The sequence below is a fragment of the Flavobacterium sp. 9 genome (assembly GCF_002754195.1).
Taxonomy (GTDB): domain Bacteria; phylum Bacteroidota; class Bacteroidia; order Flavobacteriales; family Flavobacteriaceae; genus Flavobacterium.
In genome coordinates this window covers 3,910,533-3,925,847 of the sequence record NZ_PEEU01000001.1, presented here as the reverse complement: position 1 = coordinate 3,925,847, position 15,315 = coordinate 3,910,533, and the positions used below count along the sequence as shown (strand labels likewise).

General features: G+C 39.6%; 1 protein-coding gene. It reads right to left on the bottom strand.

The features are described 5' to 3' along the window. Nucleotides 1-45: 45 nt before the first annotated feature. Nucleotides 46-14,841, bottom strand: a complete 14,796-nt coding sequence (locus CLU81_RS16170; RefSeq protein ID WP_099710748.1) for an Ig-like domain-containing protein — start codon at nt 14,839-14,841, stop codon at nt 46-48. Nucleotides 14,842-15,315: the final 474 nt, after the last annotated feature.

The window sequence follows — 15,315 nt, the reverse complement described above, 5'->3', positions numbered from 1 at the left end:
TCTTTTAAAAAACGGCTCAGCTTCTGACTAAGCCGTTTATTATTTTTATTTATTAATGTATAAGTATCCTGATAATTCATGTTGGTTTGAGCCGCTGTCTTTATATTTCAATATATAAAAATAGGTTCCTACCGGCAGACCATCTGATTGTTTTACAGTTGTACGTCCTTCTGAGATTCCAACAAAAACTCTGTCTTCATTATTATAATTAGTAGTATCATAAACCAATACTCCCCAACGGTTGTATATCTCGACTGTATTGTCAGGATAACATTCTAATCCCTGAATATAGAATCTTGCATTTTTTGCATCTCCGTTTGGAGAAAAAGCATTGAAGACTTTTATCTCACATCCATTCAATGCGATAACTGTAGGTCTGTCTTCTGCATTATTTTCCTTATCAGATGTATCTCCAACTACAACTCCTTTTCCGCTTTTTCCTTCAACACTTGCCTGATTTGTAACACTTCCGTGGTTGATATCATTTTGTGTTATTTTGTATTCTGCGGTAAAGTTTGTTTCATCAGACTGATTTGGATCCAAATCAATTGCTTGTCCGGAGATTACAATTCCCGGTAAAAGATCCTTAATCATAACTTGCGTTAAAGCGACATTACCTGTATTTGTTATTTTGAATTTATAAGTAATGCTTTCTCCGGCTTCTGCAACTTTATCTCCATTTTCGTCGTTAAACGAAGCTGTTTTAATAATTGCAATTGACGGAACTTCAACGAAAACATTTAATGTTCCTGTTTTACAATTTTGTGAATTTGCTTTTTCACAAACTTGATAAGTCAGTGTATAATCTCCGCCTGGCGTGTTTGGTTTCACGTTTACTGTTCCATCTACATTAAATTCGAAATATGGACTTGTAGTAGGTGTAAATACAACATCGGCTATCTTAATTGGTAATCCATTTAATAAATCATTATCCAAGACATTTATGAATTCTAATTCTCCATTTATTCCATCAACATTTATTTTATCATTCGTTAGAATAAGTGGTGTTACTACTGGCGGATCCGGATCTAATGAATTTAATACGGTAACAGTAACAACTGCCTGACTACAACTACGTGGATTTACAGCATCACAAATTTGATATGTTAAGTGATACGTTCCTGAAGGTGTTTTTGGTACAAGATCTACTGAACCATCTGCGTTTAAAACTAAATTAGGATTCGGAATAATTGTCGTTAAAACAACATTCGAAGCATTAAATTTTGTTCCGTTTAAAGTATCATTATTAAAGATATTCAATGATGTACTTATTTCTTTATTTGTATTAATTGGTCCTGCTTCATCATCATTAGCTTTAATTATAAATGCAGGTCTTGCATTACAATCTGCCGTTGCTACAGGATAATTTACTACAACTTTTACGGTTGGATTTAATGAAAATTCCATCGTTACGCTTGGTCTTGTATTTTCAAATCCGTCGACGCCTTCTGTCCATTGTCCGTTTGCGAATATCCATCCTGGCCAATCTAAACCGTTTCCATTACTGTCAATAGTCGCTCCCGGCCAAAGAATATTTCCGCTTAATGGCAAGTTAGTTTGTGTTGCAACAACATTATTCGCGCTGTCGATCCATGTTATTGTCAATAAGTTGTTTGGCGTAAAATTGTCCGGTTTCACATTATAGGAAACATAAGGAACATCGTTTGAACAATAGCTATCTGCTGTTATTGTCATTGTTGGAGCAACAACGGTAACTGTTACTGTTGCTGTCGCACAATTTGTCGTGTTTAATTCGCAAACCTGATATGTTAATTCATATGTTCCGGCTGGCGCATTTGGTCCGAAAACAATTGTTCCGTCAGGATTTAATTTAATATTTCCGGTTGGATCTGAAACTGTTTCTTTGATAGTTACATCTGTTGAAACAATTGGTTGTCCGTTTTTAGTATCATTTCCAAGTACATTTAAAACATCTACCGGATGATTAACTCCAACTACTGAACCTGCAGAATCGTCTTTTAAGACTAAATCAGCTCCAGTTACGGCGATAATACTTATTGCTGTGTCGCAATTGTTTGGATCATTTGCCTCACAGATTCTGTATTCAACTTGGTAATCTCCTTTTGGAGTTCCCGGTGCTACAGTTACTGTTCCGTCTGCGTTTAAAGTTAATCCTGTTGGGACATTTATACCTGTCAAAATAACCTGACCAACTTGGTTTCCTATAACTACTGAACCTCCGTTTAAGATATCGTTTGTAATAAGCGATATTGTTGTTCCTCCGATATTTCCATTTATTGGAGCTGTAGTTTCAGAAACTGCATCGATAACCGGTGCAACAACAGTAATTTTTACTGTAGCTGTTCCGCAGTTTGTTGTGTTTAATTCACAAACCTGATATGTTAATTCATAAGTTCCAGATGGCGCGTTTGGTTTTAGAACAATTGTTCCATCAGAATTTAATTTTATGTTTCCTGTTGGATCTGAAACTGTTTCTTTAATAGTTACATCTGTTGAAACAATTGGCAATCCATTTTTAGTATCATTTCCAAGAACATTCAATATCGTTTTTGGCTGATTTGTACTTACTACTGAACCTGCAGAATCGTCTTTCAAGATTAAATCTGCTCCAGTTACGGCGATAATACTTATTGCTGTATCACAATTGTTTGGATCATTTGCCTCACAAATTCTGTATTCAACTTGGTAATCTCCTTTTGGAGTTCCAGGTGCTACAGTTACTGTTCCGTCTGCGTTTAAAGTTAATCCTGTTGGGACATTTATACCTGTCAAAATAACCTGACCAACTTGGTTTCCTATAACTACTGAACCTCCGTTTAAGGTATCGTTTGTGATAAGCGATATTGTTGTTCCTCCAATACTTCCATTAATTGGAGTTGTAGTTTCAGAAACTGCATCTATAACCGGTGCAACAACAGTAATTTTTACTGTAGCTGTTCCGCAGTTTGTTGTGTTTAATTCACAAACTTGGTATGTTAATTCATAAGTTCCAGATGGCGCATTTGGTTTTAGAACAATTGTTCCGTCAGGATTTAATTTTATGTTTCCTGTTGGATCTGAAACTGTTTCTTTAATAGTTACTTCAGTTGATACAATTGGTAATCCGTTTTTAGTATCATTTCCAAGAACATTCAAAATCGTTTTTGGTTGATTTGTACTTACAACTGAATTTGCAGAATCGTCTTTTATCACAATTGCATCGTTAACCGGAATTACTGTGATAAATAAATTTGCTGTAGTAGAAGTTGTTCCATCAGTTACGGTGTAGGTTACTTTTGGTACCGATCCATTATAATCTGCTTTTGGAACAAAAGCATAACTGCCGTTTGCATTTATTGTAAGATCTCCTTCGGTTAAGTTAGCGGTACTTCCAACTGTGTAAGTTGTTGTTCCAATTACAAATTGTGTAATTGTCAAAGTATCTCCATCTGCATCGGTATCATTTGCTAATAAATTATTTCCGGAAGCAACATCAACAGTTAAAGTTGTGTCTTCGTTAGTTGCATTTACATCGTCAACAGCAATTGGAGCATCGTTTACAGCATTTACTGTAATGGTTAATGTTCCAATATCTGTTAAACTTCCGTCAGTTACGGTGTAGTCTACCGTATCGGTTCCGCTAAAGTTTGCAGCCGGCATATAAGTATAGGATCCGTCTGCCGCTAAAGTCAATGTTCCGCCTTTAGTTGTCGTATAAGTTCCAGCTACTACTGTAAGTGGGCTTGAATCTACATCTGTATCATTCGCCACAAGGCTTACCGTTGAGGTGTAAAGCGTGTCTTCGGTTGCAGTTGCAGTATCGTCAACAGCAATTGGTGCATCGTTTACAGCGTTTACTGTGATGGTCAATGTTCCGATATCTGTTAAACTTCCGTCAGTTACGGTATAATCTACAGTGTCAGTTCCATTAAAGTTTGGAGCCGGCATATAAGTATACGATCCGTCAGCAGCTAAAGTTAATGTTCCGCCTTTAGTTGTGGTGTACGTTCCTGCTACTACTGTTAACGGGCTTGAGTCTACATCGGTATCATTCGCCACAAGGCTTACAGTTGAGGTGTAAAGGGTATCTTCTGTAGCCGTTGCTGTATCGTCAACAGCAATTGGCGCATTGTTTACTGCTGTTACTGTTATTGTCAAAGTTCCAATATCAGTTAGACTTCCGTCAGTTACGGTGTAATCTACTGTATCAGTTCCGTTGAAATTTGGAGCCGGCATATAAGTATACGATCCGTCAGCCGCTAAAGTCAATGTTCCGCCTTTCGCAGTAGTGTAAGTTCCTGCTACTACTGTTAATGGACTTGAATCTACATCGGTATCATTAGCTACAAGGCTTATTGTCGATGTGTATAAAGTATCTTCTGTAGCAGTTGCAGTATCGTCAACGGCGATTGGCGCATCGTTTACAGCATTTACTGTGATGGTTAATGTTCCAATATCCGTTAGACTTCCGTCAGTTACGGTGTAATCTACCGTGTCGGTTCCGTTAAAGTTTGCAGCCGGCATATAAGTATACAATCCGTAAGCCGCTAAAGTTAATGTTCCGCCTTTCACTGTAGTGTAAGTTCCAGCTACCACGGTTAATGGGCTTGAATCTACATCGGTATCATTAGCCACAAGACTTATGATTGAAGTGTAAAGGGTATCTTCTGTAGCTGTTGCTGTATCGTCAACAGCAATTGGTGCATCATTTACAGCGTTTACTGTGATTGTTAAAGTTCCAATATCAGTTAAACTTCCATCGGTTACCGTATAATCTACTGTGTCAGTTCCATTAAAGTTCGCAGCCGGCATATAGGTATATGATCCGTCTGAAGCTAAAATCAGGGTTCCGCCTTTAGTTGTTGTATATGTTCCTGCTACTACTGTTAACGGGCTTGAATCTACATCAGTATCATTGGCAACAAGAGAGATGCTTGATGTGTAAAGAGTGTCTTCAGTTGCAGTTGCAGTATCGTCAACAGCAATTGGTGCATCATTTACAGCATTTACTGTGATTGTAAGTGTTCCAATATCAGTTAGGCTTCCGTCAGTAACTGTATAATCTACCGTGTCGGTTCCGTTAAAGTTTGGAGCTGGCATATAAGTATACGATCCATCAGCTGCTAAAGTCAGTGTTCCGCCTTTAGTTGTTGTGAACGTTCCTGCTACCACTGTCAGCGGGCTTGAATCTACATCGGTATCATTAGCAACAAGAGAGATGCTTGATGTGAAAAGGGTGTCTTCGGTTGCAGTTGCTGTATCATCAACAGCGATTGGCGCATTATTTACAGCATTTACTGTGATCGTTAATGTTCCAATATCTGTTAAACTTCCGTCAGTTACCGTATAATCTACTGTATCTGTTCCGTTGAAATTCGGAGCTGGCATATAAGTATAAGATCCGTCTGCCGCTAAAGTCAATGTTCCGCCTTTAGTTGTTGTATACGTTCCTGCTACCACTGTTAGTGGACTTGAATCTACATCGGTATCATTAGCCACAAGGCTTATTGTCGATGTGTATAAAGTATCTTCTGTAGCAGTGGCTGTATCATCAACAGCAATTGGAGCATCGTTTACAGCATTTACTGTGATCGTTAATGTTCCAATATCAGTTAAACTTCCGTCAGTTACCGTGTAATCTACTGTATCAGTTCCATTAAAGTTCGCTGCCGGCATATAAGTATAAGATCCGTCTGCCGCTAAAGTCAAGGTTCCGCCTTTCAATGTAGTGTAAGTTCCAGCTACTACTGTAAGTGGGCTTGAATCTACATCGGTATCATTCGCCACAAGGCTTATAGTTGAGGTGTATAAAGTATCTTCTGTAGCGGTTGCTGTATCGTCAACTGCAATTGGTGCATCGTTTACAGCATTTACTGTGATTGTAAGTGTTCCAATATCGGTTAAACTTCCGTCAGTAACTGTATAATCTACTGTATCAGTTCCATTAAAGTTCGCTGCCGGCATATAAGTATACGATCCGTCAGCTGCTAAAGTCAAGGTTCCGCCTTTTGCTGTAGTGTAAGTTCCTGCTACCACTGTTAATGGACTTGAATCTACATCTGTATCATTAGCTACAAGGCTTACTGTTGAAGTGTAAAGAGTATCTTCGGTTGCCGTTGCAGTATCGTCAACAGCAATTGGTGCATCGTTTACAGCATTTACTGTGATAGTAAGTGTTCCAATATCTGTTAAACTTCCATCGGTTACCGTGTAATCTACTGTATCAGTTCCGTTAAAGTTTGCAGCCGGCATATAAGTATACGATCCGTCTGAAGCTAAAGTCAAGGTTCCACCTTTTGCTGTAGTGTAAGTTCCTGCTACCACGGTTAGCGGGCTTGAGTCTATATCAGTATCATTCGCTACAAGAGAGATGCTTGATGTGTAAAGCGTGTCTTCTGTAGCAGTTGCAGTATCGTCAACCGCAATTGGAGCATCGTTTACAGCGTTTACTGTAATGGTTAATGTTCCGATATCTGTTAAACTTCCATCGGTTACCGTATAATCTACTGTGTCTGTTCCGTTAAAGTTTGCAGCCGGCATATAAGTATACGATCCGTCTGAAGCTAAAGTCAATGTTCCGCCTTTTGCTGTCGTATAAGTTCCTGCTAATACTGTCAGTGGGCTTGAGTCTATATCAGTATCATTAGCTACAAGAGAGATACTTGATGTGAAAAGTGTGTCTTCTGTAGCAGTGGCTGTATCATCAACAGCAATTGGAGCATCGTTTACAGCATTTACTGTGATTGTTAAGGTTCCAATATCGGTTAAACTTCCATCTGTTACCGTGTAATCTACTGTGTCGGTTCCGCTAAAGTTTGCAGCCGGCATATAAGTATAAGATCCGTCTGAAGCTAAGGTTAATGTTCCGCCTTTAGTTGTGGTATAAGTTCCTGCTACTACTGTAAGTGGACTTGAATCTACATCTGTATCATTCGCTACAAGAGAGATGCTTGAAGTGTAAAGTGTGTCTTCTGTAGCCGTGGCTGTATCGTCAACAGCAATTGGAGCATCGTTTACGGCGTTTACTGTGATCGTTAATATTCCAATATCGGTTAGACTTCCATCGGTTACGGTATAATCTACTGAGTCAGTTCCATTAAAGTTTGGAGCCGGCATATAAGTATATGATCCGTCCGCCGCTAAAGTCAAGGTTCCACCTTTAGTTGTTGTATACGTTCCTGCTACCACTGTTAGTGGACTTGAATCTACATCGGTATCATTCGCCACAAGGCTTACTGTTGAAGTGTAAAGGGTATCTTCAATTGCAGTGGCTGTATCGTCAATAGCAACTGGCGCATCGTTTACGGCGTTTACTGTGATTGTTAAAGTTCCAATATCAGTTAAACTTCCATCGGTTACCGTGTAATCTACTGAGTCAGTTCCATTAAAATTCGCAGCCGGCATATAAGTATATGATCCGTCTGCCGCTAAAGTTAATGTTCCGCCTTTCACTGTAGTGTAAGTTCCAGCTACTACTGTTAATGGACTTGAATCTACATCTGTATCATTCGCCACAAGGCTTACCGTTGAAGTGTAAAGCGTGTCTTCTGTAGCGGTGGCTGTATCGTCAACAGCAATTGGTGCATCATTTACAGCATTTACTGTGATTGTAAGTGTTCCAATATCAGTTAGGCTTCCGTCAGTAACTGTATAATCTACCGTGTCGGTTCCGTTAAAGTTTGGAGCTGGCATATAAGTATACGATCCATCAGCTGCTAAAGTCAGTGTTCCGCCTTTAGTTGTTGTGAACGTTCCTGCTACCACTGTCAGCGGGCTTGAATCTACATCGGTATCATTAGCAACAAGAGAGATGCTTGATGTGAAAAGGGTGTCTTCGGTTGCAGTTGCTGTATCATCAACAGCGATTGGCGCATTATTTACAGCATTTACTGTGATCGTTAATGTTCCAATATCTGTTAAACTTCCGTCAGTTACCGTATAATCTACTGTATCTGTTCCGTTGAAATTCGGAGCTGGCATATAAGTATAAGATCCGTCTGCCGCTAAAGTCAATGTTCCGCCTTTAGTTGTTGTATACGTTCCTGCTACCACTGTTAGTGGACTTGAATCTACATCGGTATCATTAGCCACAAGGCTTATTGTCGATGTGTATAAAGTATCTTCTGTAGCAGTGGCTGTATCATCAACAGCAATTGGAGCATCGTTTACAGCATTTACTGTGATCGTTAATGTTCCAATATCAGTTAAACTTCCGTCAGTTACCGTGTAATCTACTGTATCAGTTCCATTAAAGTTCGCTGCCGGCATATAAGTATAAGATCCGTCTGCCGCTAAAGTCAAGGTTCCGCCTTTCAATGTAGTGTAAGTTCCAGCTACTACTGTAAGTGGGCTTGAATCTACATCGGTATCATTCGCCACAAGGCTTATAGTTGAGGTGTATAAAGTATCTTCTGTAGCGGTTGCTGTATCGTCAACTGCAATTGGTGCATCGTTTACAGCATTTACTGTGATTGTAAGTGTTCCAATATCGGTTAAACTTCCGTCAGTAACTGTATAATCTACTGTATCAGTTCCATTAAAGTTCGCTGCCGGCATATAAGTATACGATCCGTCAGCTGCTAAAGTCAAGGTTCCGCCTTTTGCTGTAGTGTAAGTTCCTGCTACCACTGTTAATGGACTTGAATCTACATCTGTATCATTAGCTACAAGGCTTACTGTTGAAGTGTAAAGAGTATCTTCGGTTGCCGTTGCAGTATCGTCAACAGCAATTGGTGCATCGTTTACAGCATTTACTGTGATAGTAAGTGTTCCAATATCTGTTAAACTTCCATCGGTTACCGTGTAATCTACTGTATCAGTTCCGTTAAAGTTTGCAGCCGGCATATAAGTATACGATCCGTCTGAAGCTAAAGTCAAGGTTCCACCTTTTGCTGTAGTGTAAGTTCCTGCTACCACGGTTAGCGGGCTTGAGTCTATATCAGTATCATTCGCTACAAGAGAGATGCTTGATGTGTAAAGCGTGTCTTCTGTAGCAGTTGCAGTATCGTCAACCGCAATTGGAGCATCGTTTACAGCGTTTACTGTAATGGTTAATGTTCCGATATCTGTTAAACTTCCATCGGTTACCGTATAATCTACTGTGTCTGTTCCGTTAAAGTTTGCAGCCGGCATATAAGTATACGATCCGTCTGAAGCTAAAGTCAATGTTCCGCCTTTTGCTGTCGTATAAGTTCCTGCTAATACTGTCAGTGGGCTTGAGTCTATATCAGTATCATTAGCTACAAGAGAGATACTTGATGTGAAAAGTGTGTCTTCTGTAGCAGTGGCTGTATCATCAACAGCAATTGGAGCATCGTTTACAGCATTTACTGTGATCGTTAATGTTCCAATATCAGTTAAACTTCCGTCAGTTACCGTGTAATCTACTGTATCAGTTCCATTAAAGTTCGCTGCCGGCATATAAGTATAAGATCCGTCTGCCGCTAAAGTCAAGGTTCCGCCTTTCAATGTAGTGTAAGTTCCAGCTACTACTGTAAGTGGGCTTGAATCTACATCGGTATCATTCGCCACAAGGCTTATAGTTGAGGTGTATAAAGTATCTTCTGTAGCGGTTGCTGTATCGTCAACTGCAATTGGTGCATCGTTTACAGCATTTACTGTGATTGTAAGTGTTCCAATATCAGTTAGGCTTCCGTCAGTAACTGTATAATCTACTGTATCAGTTCCATTAAAGTTCGCTGCCGGCATATAAGTATAAGATCCGTCTGCCGCTAAAGTCAAGGTTCCGCCTTTCAATGTAGTGTAAGTTCCAGCTACTACTGTGAGTGGGCTTGAATCAACATCGGTATCATTCGCCACAAGGCTTACAGTTGAGGTGAAAAGTGTATCTTCGGTTGCAGTTGCTGTATCGTCAATGGCTACTGGAGGACAATTTGGTTTTACATCAATCGTAACTGTTTTTTTAGGTGAGTTACATCCCGATGTATTCTGAATAATCACATCATAACTACCTGGTGCTAATCCTGATTTTGAATTACCAGACTGAAAATTTTGCCCATTATCAAAACTATAAGTCTCTAACGGATCCTGTACTGTAACTGTAATAGAACCAGTTAATGTAGTACAGTTAGGTTGCGTTAAAGAAGTAACTGGTATTGCCGGTAATGGATTTATTGTTATTGCTTTACTACCTGTCATTGGTGCAGTACAGCTTGTTGTAGTATTAGTGGCAACCACAGTATAAGTTCCAGCAGCTGTTTTTGTTCCAAAACTAATTGCAGTACCGGTAGTTCCTGCAACTGCAGCTCCGTCATTCACTCCTGCTAATTGTAATTGATAGCTTACTCCAGTCTCAGAATTGCTTAGTCCAATTGCAAATCCTGCTCCACCAGCGCAATAAGTTCCGCCTCCGGTTACAGTATAAGCTGTTGGTAATGGATTTACTGTTATTGTTTTACTGCCTGTCATTGGTGCAGTACAGCTTGTTGTGTTATTAGTTGCAACCACAGTATAAGTTCCTGCAGCTGTTTTTGTTCCAAAACTAATTGCTACTCCTGTAGTTCCTGCAACTGCAGCTCCATCATTAGAACTTCCTAATTTTAACTGATAACTTACTCCAGTTTGAGAATCGCTTAATCCAATTGGAAATCCTGTTCCGCCAGCGCAATAAGCTCCTCCACCGGTAACATTGTAAGCTGTTGGTAATGGATTTATGGTTATTGTTGCACTGCCTGTCATTGCTGCAGTACAGCTTGTTGTTGTATTAGTTGCAACCACTGTATAAGTTCCCGCAGCTGTTTTTGTTCCAAAGCTTATTGCTGTACCAGTAGTTCCTCCAACTGCAGTTCCGTCATTAACTCCTCCTAATTGTAATTGATAACTAACTCCTGTTTGTGAATTACTTAATCCAATTGGAAATCCTGTTCCACCAGCGCAATATGATCCGCCTCCGGTAACTGTATAAGCTGTTGGTAATGGATTTATGGTTATTGTTTTACTGCCTGTCATTGGTGCAGTACAACTTGTTGTAGCATTAGTGGCAACCACAGTATAAGTTCCTGCAGCTGTTTTTGTTCCAAAGTTGATTGCTGTTCCTGTAGTTCCTGCAACTGCAGTTCCGTCATTCACTCCTCCTAATTGTAATTGATAGCTTACTCCAGTTTCAGAATTGCTTAGTCCAATTGCAAATCCTGCTCCACCAGCGCAATATGCCCCGCCTCCCGTAACAGTATAAGCTGTTGGTAATGGATTTATGGTTATTGTTCTACTGCCTGTCATTGTTGCAGTACAGCTTGTTGTGGTATTAGTTGCAACCACAGTGTAAGTTCCTGCAGCTGTTTTTGTTCCAAAGCTGATTGCTGAACCAGTAGTTCCTGCAACTGCAGTTCCATCATTCACTCCTCCTAATTGCAATTGATAGCTTACTCCAGTTTCAGAATTGCTTAGTCCAATTGCAAATCCTGTTCCACCAGCGCAATATGCACCGCCTCCGGTTACAGTATAAGCTGTTGGTAAAGGATTTATTGTTATTGTTTTGCTGCCTGTCATTGGTGCAGTACAACTTGTTGTTGTATTAGTTGCAACCACAGTATAAGTTCCCGAAGCTGTTCTTGTTCCAAAACTAATTGCCGTTCCTGTAGTTCCTGCAACTGCAGCTCCGTCATTCACTCCTCCTAATTGTAATTGATAACTTACTCCGGTTTGTGAATTGCTTAGTCCAACCGCAACTCCTGTTCCGCCAGCGCAATAAGTTCCGCCTCCCGTAACGGCATAAGCTGTTGGTAATGGATTTATGGTTATTGTTTTACTGCCTGTCATTGCTACAGTACAGCTTGTTGTAGTATTAGTAGCAACCACAGTATAAGTTCCTGCAGCTGTTTTTGTTCCAAAGCTGATTGCCGAACCAGTAGTTCCTGTAACGGCAGTTCCATCATTAACTCCGCCTAATTGTAATTGATAACTTACTCCGGTCTGAGAATTACTTAGTCCAACTGCAAGTCCTGTTCCACCAGCGCAATAAGATCCGCCTCCGGTAACAGTATAAGCTGTTGGTAACGGATTTACAGTTATTACAGCATTCCCAGTCATTGATGAAGTACAACTTGTTGTTGTATTAGTTGCAACCACAGTATAAGTTCCCGCAACTGTTTTTGTTCCAAAGCTGATTGCTGAACCAGTAGTTCCTGCAACTGCAGTTCCATTATTAGTACCTCCTAATTGTAATTGATAACTTACTCCTGTTTGAGAATTACTTAATCCAATTGGAAATCCTGTTCCTCCCGCGCAATAAGTTCCGCCACCCGTAACAGTATAAGCTGTTGGTAATGGATTTATGGTTATTGTTTTACTGCCTGTCATTGTTGCAGTACAGCTTGTTGTGGTATTAGTTGCAACAACAGTATAAGTTCCAGCAGCTGTTTTTGTTCCAAAACTGATTGCTGAACCTGTAGTTCCTGTAACTGCAGTTCCATCATTAACTCCTCCTAATTGTAATTGATAGCTTACTCCTGTTTGAGAATTACTTAGTCCAACTGCAAATCCTGTTCCACCAGCACAATATGATCCTCCTCCTGTAACATTATAAGCTGTTGGCAATGAATTCGCGGTAACTGTTGTGCCTGCTGAAGATGCACTATAGCATCCGGAAGCATTAGACACCTTAACTGTATAAGTACCAGAAGTTGTTACTGTTATGGCTTGAGTTGTAGCTCCTGTTGACCAAAGGTAACCGGTTCCCACAGTTGAAGTCAAAACAACGCTTCCACCTGCACAAAATGTTATTGGACCACTTGCTGAAATTGATGGAGTTCCAGGAGATGCTATTATGAGTACATCATCTTCCGTTTTTGAAGTACCATCAAAATTGGTTCCTCCAACATTTAATCCTCCCCCTGTTTGATAAGTTGTATTAACAGTTCCGAAAGAATTTGTAAACGGTGTAATTCTTCTCGTTGGATCTGCTATTGTTCGTGTTGGATCCAAATATAAAGCTTGAGCTTTCGAACTATAAGTAGTACCTGGCGTCATAGCAGCTGCAACTTTTCCGATAAGCGTAATTTTAACAACTCCATTCAAAGGAATATTGAAACCTCCAACAATAGGGCTATTTGCTGTACCTGTATTTGCCATTGAGCCTGTTGGTCCAGAAGCATTAAGTGTATAAGTTGCTGTTGCAGAATCAAAATTTATCCCAGTAGGAAACAGATAATTTAAATTTACTTGTGCAGCATTTCCACTTCCTAAATTTGTTATTTCTATTTCGTAAGTAACTGTTGCATCAATTGTATTGCATAGCGATTTATTTATTGAATTTACTTTTGTAGAAAGTGAAGCTAAACAATTAGAATTAATCTGCAATTCAGAAGGCATATCACTTGAACTAAAAGCAGATACATAACCTGGAGTTCCTGGTTGAGCACCATGGTCCTTATTATCAGCTGTTACTCCAGAAGTTCCATTAATTACAGAAGTATTAATCGTAACTCCTGATCCCGGAACATTATATCTAATTATTCCACCACCACCACCACCACCGGGTCCGTGTGAATTATTTTCGTCATTTAATGTATTTCCTCCATTTCCACCTTTTGCCTCAATATTAATTGTGGTGGTACTATTATTCGAAATATTTAGAAAAACACTTCCTCCGGCTCCACCACCTCCGGCTCCATCAGGCGCACCTGAATAAGTACCGGCGGCTCCCACACCTCCATTTGCATAAATATTTCCTGATCCTTGTATTGAACCGGCATTAATCAAAATTATAGCTCCTCCAACTCCACCTTTTACACCATTTACAGCGTTATTGGCATCACCGGCTCCACCACCACCTCCCATAACAAGACGGGTAAGCAATGGTGTTGCAGTTAGATATGAAGTATATCCTGGTCGGCCACCTCCGTTTAAGGGACTAACGTCTCCTCCGCCACCTTGCCAGCCTAATCCACCTAAACCACCATATCCACCATTTCCACCACCTCCACCTCCGGAGTTGTGATCATTTCCACCACCACCAGCATTTGCTGGGGCTCCTCTACCGGCAGATCCTCCCGGCATACCTTCAACTCCATTATTTACCTGATTAAAACCGTCCCACATATATCGTGGTGTTCCGGCAATACCTTCTCCTTTTCCTGAAACTACGCTATTCGTTGAATTATCTACGTAGATAGTTGAATTATTTGCATTTGTTGTCGCTACAGGGCTGTAACCTCCTCTAAAACCTCTGGCAGATCCGTCAATATTGAATCCATTAAAGTTAAAAGTTCCAGAAACATTAAAAGCAATAATTCCTCCGGCAAAACCATTAAATGGTGGCGTTGTAATATTAGAGTTAAGAGTTAAATTTGAAAATTGAGGTACACGAATAATCTGAAAAGTCTTTTTACCGCTAGTTGTTGTTGGAGCAGCATTAAAATAATCATTCAATGCACCACCTCCAGTACCGGTTCCAATAAACGTTAAAGTCCCTCCGGTCAGAGGTACATTACTCGTTGCTATAACATATTCATAGATTCCTGTATTTCCTAAATTGGTAAATCCGGTACCTCCCAAATTATCAATTCCAGAAGTTGAGCTTCCTGAACCATAACTTGGATTATTACTATAATCTATGGTTGCATCCTGCATTTGGATAATTAAAACCAAATCTCCGGATGAAATTTGAGTTCCGCCAAAATTATTACCGTGACTATCTGTTGCCGGAACTGCAGTTAACGCAATTGTTTTTGCACCTTTTGCTAAATTCAGTGTTCCTGTTATTGGATAATATGTATTTATCGATGTCGAAACATTTATTGGTCCATCTGCTCCGGGAGTCCCACAGACTTGTGCAAAAGATAAAGTGGTATTTAGTAAAAATAATGAAGCAATAAAAATTAACCTAAAAAACTTAGGGGTTCTAAAAGTAATGTTACGCATAGACAGTGTTGGTATTAATGGCGGTAATAAAAATATAATCAGCTGAACAACCGGATGCGGTCTTCAGCACATAGAGCAGATACGATAAAATGAAAGGAATGGATGTCAAAAATCTGAAAAAAGTCTTTTCAAGATCTTCATACATAAAATGTACCGTGTGGGCCATAGGTATAATAGGTTCAAGACAAATACTTGTCTTTTGGTTAAATTAAGTAGTTTTGGAGCAGCGAAAATATACAAACACCTAATTACTAGCTACATTCGTCGATAAACTACATGGAAAAACGTTGAAATACACTTTTTGCCGACAAAATTTAACCTGCATGTTCAAAAAACATAACAATTTGATAATAAAACAACAGAATTTTCTTAAATTTTTATAGAAAAATTAGCTTTTAGTTAATTCTGTGACAAAAAACCAATAATATCTTACAAAAAGAGGAGACGTGACAACATCACGACTCCTCTTTAAAC